Below are 8,578 nucleotides of genomic sequence, written 5' to 3' on the forward strand. Positions count from 1 at the left end.
TGGGATGGCAAGTTTCAGAACCTCAATCTGTCCTTGCTCAAAATGCATCATTGATTCCACTTGCGGATACTCAATGGCATTCACCATTGTTGAAACTGATAATTCAACAGTACTGATGATATGATTGGCTCCAGCTATCCGCAGTGGTTCAGCAAAATCGGGGTGGCGCATCCGACTTAAAATATGGGTGACACCGTAGTGTTTAGCAAGAGTCACCATTGCCAAGTTTAAGGCATCACTTCTCAGAACAGCTGCCAAGGAGCCGGCTTTGCGAATCCCAGCTTCTAACAATACTTCTGTACTCACAGCACTGCCTTCAAAAGCCATCGCGCCTACTTGTTCGCGGGCATAGCGGCAAGCGATAGGGTCAATGTCAATGACGGCAACAGTATGCCCTAGTTCCACCAATTTTTGAGCTAAAGAAAGCCCTACTAAGCCTGCTCCACCAATCAGTACGTACATGGTTGCTCCTGATGCTTAAAGACTTCCTACTTCACTTTACAGGCTAACAAATGCAGTGAAGGTGTAGTTTGACAGGTGTTAAAGCTGATTTAGGAATGGCTCAATAACGGTAATTTTATCTGGAACGTCGAGCCTTTACCCTCATTGCTCATCACATAAATATGACCACCGTGAGCCTGGACAATTTGTTGAGTGATCGCTAATCCTAACCCAAATCCGCCGCTTTCTCTGGCACGTTCTGTACCAACTCGGTAAAAGCGATCAAAAATGTAAGGTAAATCTGCCTCTGGAATTCCAATTCCAGTATCGATGACCTGAATTACTGCTCGATCTGGGTGAGGTTCTAAGCGTAACCAGACAGTTCCACCAGATGGAGTGTAATTACAGGCGTTATTGATCAAGTTTTCAACAGCTAACCGCAACAAATCGGGGTCAGCCCACAACTCAATGCGTTGTTCTGGTAAATGGCTGATCAACTTGATCGACGCTTTTGCAGCAACAGTATTGTAATAAATAGCTAAATTCTCTAGCAAGCTATTAAGACTAACCTTTTTGAGAGATTCGGGAGTTAATTTTCCTTGATGCCGAGCCAACAGCAGTAGGTTATTGACCAAGGTACTCATCAACTTGGCGCTATCGATGATGTTCTCCATTGAGGGATGGATTTGGGGATGGTCTGCTGCCATTAGTAACCCAACTTGAGCATTGGTTAAAATCGCAGAGAGGGGCGATCGCAACTCATGAGAAGCATCTGATGTGAAGCGTTGCAGTTGATTATAAGCTAGCTGAACAGGCTGCATAGCTATACCACTGAGTACCCAACCTGTAAGTCCAATTAACCCCAGTGCTACAGGTACAGCAAGGGTTAATATTAACTGAAATTCTCGAAGCTCGTTTTGAGTTTCCGTCAGTGGGATAGCAACTTGCAGATAACCGATAACCGAATTTCCTCCTTGAACAGGTAGTGTAACTTGACGTAGCCAAAGCGTCTCACCTGTAAACTGGTCAACGGACTTAATCGTGAGAAACTCAGATGTTATTTCTAACTTTTGTGGAGGTGGAGTACCAAAAAAACGATTGATTTTGCCATTCGGTTCATACCAGCGAATATAAACTAGTTCAATATCAGCAGGGTGAGAACCACTACCTAATAGCGGTATATTGCTCAGATCGACTTTTTTTTGTCCCTGATCCAGCCGATACTGTGAACTGGCTGCCATTAGCTCTGCTCTTTTATAAAGCAGTTGATCTAATGCTTTGAGCTTGTCTTTTACCTCAAGATTGTAAATGACTCCAGCAAAGAGAATCAGAATGCACCCCATTGAAAGGGTAAACCAACGAGCTAAATTACGACGACTGCGGTTAAACACAAATAGAAGAAGAATTCAAAAGTCAGAAGTCAGAAGTCAAAATGTAATTAAATCGGATTAGCATTCTACTTGATTGTAGACTCTGAAATTAAATCTCAAGATGGTTCTGGAGGGTTGAGGCGATAGCCCATACCGTAAACAGTTTCAATCCAATGGGCTGCTGCTAATGTTTGCAAACGTTGGCGAAGTTTACGAACTAGAACGGTGATTGAATTGCTTTCTGGCTCACTACCCCATTCCCATACAGCTTGCTCAATCTGGTTACGAGTCAGGACTTGCTTAGGATGACGCATGAAGTACTCTAGCAACTGAAATTCTTGGCTGGAAAGGGATACAATCACCCCTTGTCGCTCCAAAATTAGTCTATCGAGATGAAGTTCGAGGTCTGCCAAGCAGAGAGTGTCTCCTTGCCAGAGGGGTGATCGCCTCCTCAATGCCCGCACCCGTGCCATGAACTCCACGATATCAATCGGTTTAACGAGGTAATCATCAGCTCCGGCATCTAATCCTATGACTTTATCAGGTGTGGTATCTTTTGCCGTAATCATTAATACGGGAGCTGTTTTTCCCGCCGCCCGATACTGTTGACACAAACTCACTCCACTAATCTGAGGTAACATCCAATCCAAAATCAGCAGGTCATATTCTTTTTGGGCCAAAAGCCATTGGGCGGTTTCACCATCCTTGACACCATCGACGCTGTGTCCAGCCTGAGAGAGAACCATTTGCAGCGGCATTAATTGCTTGGGATCATCCTCTACCAGTAAGATTTTCATCACCTTTATACACTTGTGCTTGTTTAGAATAATCTATTGAAGCAATCTCAACGTCTTTCATCAGTAAGATTTCAGAGGATTGTCTACCCCATTAGGATATACATGAAGTGTGACCTAGCAAAATCAGAAGCAGGTGTAGTGTGTGGCGTATTAGTAAACGTTGGCTGCAAGGGCTGGGATTAGAGTTTTGGTTGCCTCTACCACTGGTAGCGGTTGTGTTTTGGCTTGGCTGTAGTTTCATCGCTGCTCAAGAGTTAAGGCGACCCTACTCCACCGAGAAAAAACTTCAGTCAGATACTCAGCTTGAAGCACGGGTATCAGTCAATGTGTTGCTCATTAACGCCGCCGTCAACCGAAGTAAAAAAATTACCCAGGTAGAAGTGGAAACAGCAGATCCCATCTTGAAGCGATTGGAATTAGAACTTCCAACAATAGAATTCAGCCAAATAGAAGCGACAATTGCCCAAGAACTAGGTCTACCCCGTGAGGATGTTAGAAAGTTAGTGCGCTATGAGATTGTGGAATAACATCGATCCGATTCCAGGCTATTACTATAGTTGAAAAAAGCTGATCATATAAACTTTCTGACCTCCTGATTTTTATTTTCAATGCGTTCTGCCTTGGTTTTCAATGTTTGATTCATGGCTTCAAACCCTTGGCGAACGTCAATATTTAATCGACGAGCTAGCAGAGGTACTAGTAAACCCTGGAAAGATTCTTGCTGAATGAAGCGAACGCGTAGGCGTAGCCCGTCGTAGACATCGCTTGCTAGCGGTTCAATGATAAAGCTATGTTCAACGTCAAATAACCCTGGTATGAAAAAGTGCCATAACCAGCGCAGTTTGCGATTAGGTTCTACCGTAATCACCGTAGGTCGAAAGATCATAATATCTCTACCCGGAGGCTGAAAGTGAACGGTTAGCTGTGCCCCTTCACTCAGCAAACCACTAACTTGACGAATAAACAGATTCCAATGTGGAAAACTGGCAAAATCAGTAAGTAAGTTCCAGACTTGCTTATCAGATGCCTGAATTTCAATTTCAGTGTAGATTTTCATGGGTATGAGTTGATATAAAAACCAGAATTAAAACGGTTATTCCTGCTAAAAACAACTCCATGTATTCTATTACTAGTAATCGACCAACCAAAAAATTTCGGGTGAAGGCAGGTAGATAAAGCAGGGGAATTATGGTAAGAAAAGAACTGAATTTTCCTACCATAAAATAAATTCTACAAAGCTTCTTTGGTGAACTACGAGTAAACTAGATTTTTTCTTGTAAAACATGATGAATACTATTTGTAAAAAACTCGCGTTTGAACAGAAAAATCTGGCGGTTGCTAGACAGTTATGAAGAAACTACCGACCAAGCACAATCAAATCTGCTCCCCAACTCCGGGCTAAATCACAGATGTTAGATCTCCTGTTTGATAACTAGATTCTGCCATAATGCTCTGTGTTTTCGCTTGCAGATAGTAGAACTGGAGTAAACTTTGTGCTTGTTATATTTCTATTTCCAGGGGTAAAAATAGCGAAGACACATTTTACCGCCACGCGACGCTTGAAAAGCTTGCTGTGAAAGAGTTACAGAAATAAAATCGCTCTTGTCACCAAAAAACGGAGAAAAAGCTTATTTTGGCTGTACCAGTAAAAGTCTCTGACTTTTCACGTTATGTGGAAAAGCCACGAAACACCTAACCCCTTAACCCCCTTCCCGACGCAGGAAGGGGGAAAATTCAAAGTCTCTCTCCTAAGAGGAGAGAGATTTTCCAGATACCGTGAAAAGTCAGGTAAAAGTCTAAGTTATTTGGTACAGCGTTTTGTCACGTAGCCACAAGGGTTTCAGGTTCTAAAAATTAGAGGGGTTCAAATGGTACGAATAAAAGTAGTGGATCTGGTCTGCCAAATCCTAATTTTTAGATGGAAGTCAATTTTTTTTTTCTGAAACATAGTCTAAATATGATTTTCAGACGACGCATGGCGGCAAAATGCGCCTTGGCTACTTTTACCCCTTCCAGGTCTACTAAATTTACAGTGAGTTGACTAGAAGTTGCTAGCTCAATGCTGTGACAAATCATTAACTGAGCAGCATCTCTTTGGGCTAACTCTAGCACTTTTGCAAACACTGTTGCAGTAGCCGATGAATCATCGACCGCCACCAAAATCTTCTTAAAGCTCATCTCCAACTCCAATAATCAATTACTTCATTCCAGAAATATTGTCTTTTAGCTTGAGGGACAAATGTGATTTAAAAGTGAAATTAGGTAGGATAAACGATTTATTCACTTTTCGTTCACATTCATCAGTAATCCTGGGAAAGAAGCAGAGAAACCAAACTAACTCAACTGACACTTAAAACGAATATCCGACCTAATACGGTTCATGGTCACACTAGAAAACTATAGTTTTTTACTATTTGGAGATTAATAAAGCTTCGTTTTAAACTTACTGATTTTTATAGGAGATGTTGTGATGAATTTCAGTCCCGTTAAAAATGCAATCGGCATCATTTCTACCCATCATGCTGCAACACAGGTGCTTGATGAACTCAGAGCGATTGACTTTCCCATGCAGAAAATTTCTATATTCACTTTAGACTCTGAAGACAAAAAGTTGCACGAGGAAAATAAAACAGATAAACATCCCATAACTCCTATCGAAGGTGCTAAAGCAGGCGCAATTACAGGAGGAACAACCGGGGGCTTCCTGGCACTAACAGCCGGACTTGGCGTATTAATTATTCCCGGTTTTGGTCCAGCATTAGCGGTTGAATCTGTGGTGGGTACACTGCTGGCGGGTGGAGTGAGTGCGATTTTCGGCAGTGTTTATGGTGCATTTCAAGGTTGGTTTGCTCCCGAAAGGCAAGCCAGACTCTGTGAGGCAAGCATCTGTCAAGAAGAATTTTTAGTGAAGGTAGAGGGAACAGCAGATGAAATCTGGCAAGCGGAATCGATTCTCAGTTATTGGGGTGTACGGGAATGGCATATTTATGAACTTAGCAAAACATTCCCGTAATAACACCAATTTCAAAAAAGAAAGATACAGATTCAAACAGAGAAATCCAGATTAAATCTGTTAATTACTAATTATTTTTTGGAGACTGAGATGACAGCAGATACAATCGCTACAAATACTTTTGCCCAGACAACAAAAGATTTACTCAACTATGAATGGCATACTCTGGGTGAACAAAAGGTTGTGCAAACATTAGCCAGCCATCCCGAAGCAGGTTTGACCCATGAAGAAGCTACCAAACGACACCAGCAGATGGGTGCAAATCAATTGACTGGTAAAAGTGGAAAAAGTTCTTGGCTACGATTTTTAGAGCAATTTAATCAACCACTCCTATATATTCTGCTGACGGCGGGAGTGGTGACGCTGCTGCTGCGAGATTGGCTAGATGCGGGAGTAATTTTTGGTGTCACCCTAATTAACGTCATCATTGGCTACATTCAAGAATCTAAAGCAGAAGGCGCGATCGCTGCTTTATCCAAAGCTGTCACTACCGAAGCAACTTTGATTCGCGATGGTCAAAAAACCCGTCTGGCTTCGACTGAACTTGTTCTGGGTGATTTGGTATTGCTGGCATCTGGGGATAAAGTACCCGCCGATCTGCGGTTATTAAGTGTGCGTGGGTTGCAAGTTGACGAGTCTGCCTTAACAGGCGAATCCGTTCCGGTTGAGAAAGCAACGGCATCACTGGCTGTCGAAACACCATTAGCCGAACGAAGCAATATGGTGTATGCAGGAAGTTTCGTTAGTTTTGGACAGGCAGAAGGGATTGTAGTAGCGATCGCAGATGCCACAGAAACTGGTCGCATCTCGCAGTTAATTGAAAGCAGCACAAATCTGAAAACACCGCTAACGCGAAATATTGATAAGTTTAGCAAAAGCTTGTTGTATGTCATTCTAGGTTTGGCTGCCCTAACATTTGCAGTTGGATTAGGACAAGGCGAATCTTGGATTGATGTTTTCAAAGCGAGTGTGGCTCTGGTAGTCAGCGCGATTCCAGAAGGATTGCCTGCGATTGTTACCGTCACTTTGGCGATCGGAGTTTCCCGGATGGCACGACGTAAGGCGATTATTCGCAAGCTACCTGCTGTGGAAACATTAGGAAGTACCACTGTTATTTGCTCTGACAAAACTGGGACGTTAACTGAGAATCAGATGACGGTTCAAAAGATTTATGCAGGTGGACAACATTACACCGTTAGCGGTATTGGTTATGCCCCAGACGGTGAAATTCTTATCAATCAACAACCTGTTGATTTCAATGCAGATGGACATATTGCTCTTTGGGAATCCCTGGAAGCAGGATTGCTGTGCAATGATTCTCACATCGAATGGGGAGACGGACAGTGGAACTTAGTAGGAACCCCAACTGAGGGAGCATTGATTACGGCTGCCAATAAAGCGGGATTGACGCAAGCCAATCTAGAGCAAGAATTACCCAGAATAGACACCATTCCCTTTGAATCTCAATTCCAATACATGGCGACAATGCATGAATTAGATGCAAAACGAGGGCTGAATGTGATTTATCTCAAAGGTTCTATAGAGGCAATTATCCAACGATGCGATCGCATGTTCGATGCTCAAGGACAACTCGCTCGTCTCAATCCTGCCGCAGTGCAACAAGAAGTTGCTGGTATGGCAAACCAAGGGTTACGAGTATTGGCATTCGCCACTAAAGAAGTTGCCACTAAGCGATCCTTAGATCGCAATGATATCGATCAAGGACTAATGTTTCTGGGACTTCAAGGCATAATTGATCCGCCCCGTGAGGAAGCAATCGCCGCAGTCAACGCCTGTCAATCTGCTGGGATTCAGGTGAAAATGATTACAGGCGACCACGCACTAACAGCAGCTGCGATCGCCCGTCAAATGGGAATTTGCTCGACTGAAGCACAAGTTTTCACCGGACAGCAATTAGCTCAAATGGATGAAAGAGAATTTGCCCAAGCCGCTGAACAAGGTATGGTATTTGCGCGAGTTGCCCCAGAACAAAAATTGCATTTGGTGAAAGCGTTGCAGTTGAGGGGTGAAATTGTTGCCATGACTGGAGATGGTGTCAATGATGCTCCCGCTCTCAAACAGGCAGATATTGGTGTTGCGATGGGCATAGCCGGAGCAGAGGTTGCCAAAGAATCGGCGGATATGCTTCTAACTGACGATAACTTCGCCTCAATAGAAGCTGCTGTGGAAGAAGGGCGTGGTGTTTACCGCAACTTGCGAAAAGCGATCGCCTTCTTGCTGCCGATCAACGTTGGCGAATCCATGACGATTTTGATTGCCATTCTCCTAGGAACCGTGCTTCCCATCTTACCAATCCAAATTCTCTGGCTCAACATGGTCAGTTCCGTAGCGTTGATTGCCCCCCTCGCCTTTGAGCCAAAATCTGGACAGGTGATGCAACAACCACCCCGCAACCCCAGAGAAAGACTTTTATCGGGTGGGTTACTCCAGCGCATCATCGCGATTTCCGTCTTCAATTGGCTGGTAATTTTTGGGGTGTTTCAATGGGTACTTCAAACTACAGGCAATGAGCCATTGGCGCGAACGATGGCAATTAATGGGCTGGTGGCGGCAGAAGTCTTTTACCTGTTAAGCATTAGCCAGTTTTTACCATCTCTAGTCGTTAGAATCCAAGGTAAACGCACACCTGTAGCCTATGCACCTGCGATCGGAATTGTGGTTGTGGTGATTTTACAATGTCTGTTCAGTCAGTGGAGCATGATGAATCAAGTGTTTGACACTACACCTTTAACATTTATCCAAGCTCTCATTTGTATAGGTGTAGGATTGCCAGTGGTGTTTATAGCTTTCATCTTGCAGCGTTTCGATCCGCTCAACTAAAGGTTCAGCCGAGGGTAAGCTAATCGGCACTTAAGTTGCATAATAAGAAAATGAAGCCATTTCAAAGCAACGATGCCGCCCCCAGCCAAAAACTTTTTAACGCCAGAACAAGTAAG

General features: G+C 43.6%; 8 protein-coding genes. 3 read left to right on the plus strand and 5 right to left on the minus strand.

The genetic code is table 11. The features are described from left to right. From H6G26_RS35435 to rppA, 3 genes are all read right to left on the minus strand, one after another. A partial coding sequence (locus H6G26_RS35435; protein WP_190735942.1) for a TrkA family potassium uptake protein occupies positions 1–462 on the minus strand: 462 nt, incomplete at its 3' end. Between the two features lie 89 nt (positions 463–551). Then, complete coding sequence (locus H6G26_RS35440; RefSeq protein WP_190735944.1) at positions 552–1,832, minus strand: ATP-binding protein; 1,281 nt, start codon at positions 1,830–1,832, stop codon at positions 552–554. 95 nt (positions 1,833–1,927) lie between these two features. Then, entirely contained in the window at positions 1,928–2,608 is a 681-nt protein-coding gene (rppA, locus tag H6G26_RS35445) for a two-component system response regulator RppA (RefSeq protein ID WP_190735946.1), read from the minus strand. 140 nt (positions 2,609–2,748) lie between these two features. On the opposite strand from rppA, the gene H6G26_RS35450 reads away from it, so the two are divergent. After that, on the plus strand, positions 2,749–3,135 hold the full coding sequence (locus H6G26_RS35450; protein ID WP_190735948.1) for a hypothetical protein: 387 nt from the start codon (positions 2,749–2,751) through the stop codon (positions 3,133–3,135). Positions 3,136–3,179: 44 nt separating this feature from the next. Here the strand turns inward: H6G26_RS35450 and H6G26_RS35455 are convergent, their stop codons facing one another. Together H6G26_RS35455 and H6G26_RS35460 are read right to left on the minus strand one after the other, a co-directional pair. Next, entirely contained in the window at positions 3,180–3,665 is a 486-nt protein-coding gene (locus H6G26_RS35455; protein ID WP_190735950.1) for an SRPBCC domain-containing protein, read from the minus strand. 857 nt (positions 3,666–4,522) lie between these two features. Then, complete coding sequence (locus H6G26_RS35460) at positions 4,523–4,786, minus strand: universal stress protein (RefSeq protein WP_190735952.1); 264 nt, start codon at positions 4,784–4,786, stop codon at positions 4,523–4,525. Between the two features lie 292 nt (positions 4,787–5,078). Between H6G26_RS35460 and H6G26_RS35465 the strand changes: the two genes are divergently transcribed. Together H6G26_RS35465 and H6G26_RS35470 are read left to right on the plus strand one after the other, a co-directional pair. Then, positions 5,079–5,621 (plus strand): hypothetical protein, encoded by a 543-nt coding sequence (locus H6G26_RS35465; RefSeq protein ID WP_190735954.1) that lies wholly within the window; start codon positions 5,079–5,081, stop codon positions 5,619–5,621. Between the two features lie 90 nt (positions 5,622–5,711). Continuing rightward, on the plus strand, positions 5,712–8,462 hold the full coding sequence (locus H6G26_RS35470; protein ID WP_190735956.1) for an HAD-IC family P-type ATPase: 2,751 nt from the start codon (positions 5,712–5,714) through the stop codon (positions 8,460–8,462). Positions 8,463–8,578: the final 116 nt, after the last annotated feature.

Source organism: Nostoc sp. FACHB-888 (assembly GCF_014696655.1).
Lineage (GTDB): Bacteria > Cyanobacteriota > Cyanobacteriia > Cyanobacteriales > Nostocaceae > Nostoc.

Excerpts from the sequence above, each read along its gene's own strand:
- rppA (WP_190735946.1), bottom strand. The coding sequence starts at position 2,608 with ATGAAAATCTTACTGGTAGAGGATGATCCCAAGCAATTAATGCCGCTG.
- H6G26_RS35455 (WP_190735950.1), bottom strand. The coding sequence starts at position 3,665 with ATGAAAATCTACACTGAAATTGAAATTCAGGCATCTGATAAGCAAGTC.
- H6G26_RS35460 (WP_190735952.1), bottom strand. The coding sequence starts at position 4,786 with ATGAGCTTTAAGAAGATTTTGGTGGCGGTCGATGATTCATCGGCTACT.
- H6G26_RS35465 (WP_190735954.1), top strand. The coding sequence starts at position 5,079 with ATGAATTTCAGTCCCGTTAAAAATGCAATCGGCATCATTTCTACCCAT.
- H6G26_RS35470 (WP_190735956.1), top strand. The coding sequence starts at position 5,712 with ATGACAGCAGATACAATCGCTACAAATACTTTTGCCCAGACAACAAAA.